This window comes from Paenibacillus sp. CMM36, assembly GCF_053570945.1.
The window spans coordinates 1-759 of record NZ_JBSEDY010000072.1 but is presented as its reverse complement, the minus strand read 5'-3'; the positions used below and the strand labels follow the sequence as shown (position 1 = coordinate 759).

The window sequence follows — 759 nt, the reverse complement described above, 5'->3', positions numbered from 1 at the left end:
TCCCGGTGGTGCTGGATATGAGCGTGGGGCAAGACCTTTCACAGCGCATCAAACAGGTGAAAGAAGGACTCCGCCGCATTCCGCAAAAGGGCATTGGCTACGGGATGTTGAGATACCTGTCCGCAGCCCGTGAGCAAGAGCGTTTTGTGACCGAACCTGAAATCAGCTTTAACTATCTGGGACAATTTGATCAAGATATGCAAAGTCAGTCCATTGGCGTATCTCCTTACGCTAGCGGTGCAGAGCTTAGCGCCCATGCAGCCAGATCGCACACGCTGGATATGAACGGACTGATTTCGGAAGGCGAACTGCAATTGACAATCAGCTACAGCAAGCAGGAATATCGTCATGAAACGATGGAGCAGTTAGCTGAAGAGTTCAAAATCAGTTTGCAGGAAATCATTGCGCATTGTGTAGGCCGCAAACAGCAAGAACTGACGCCAAGCGATGTCATGCTTAAACATGTAACCATGGCCGAGCTGGATCAGTTGGTAGAGCGGACTCGTGACATCGGGGAACTGGAAAATGTATATGCGTTGACGCCGATGCAAAAAGGCATGCTGTTCCATAGTCTGATGGATGCAGCGTCAGGAGCTTATTTTGAACAAACGACCTTTGATTTGCACGGACGCTTCCAAGCGGATATTTTCCAGGATAGCTTGAATCATTTGGCGCAGCGGCATGAGATCTTTAGAGCTAATTTCATCAGCGGTTGGCAGGATGAGCCTGTGCAGGTGATTTTCCGCCGCAAGGAGGTTG

Annotated in this window: 1 protein-coding gene; it reads left to right on the top strand. The window is 49.8% G+C overall.

All coding sequences use genetic code 11. The annotated features are described in order from the left end of the window. Positions 1–17 precede the first annotated feature (17 nt). A partial coding sequence (locus ACWA2B_RS27925) for a condensation domain-containing protein (RefSeq protein WP_449292881.1) occupies positions 18–759 on the top strand: 742 nt, incomplete at its 3' end.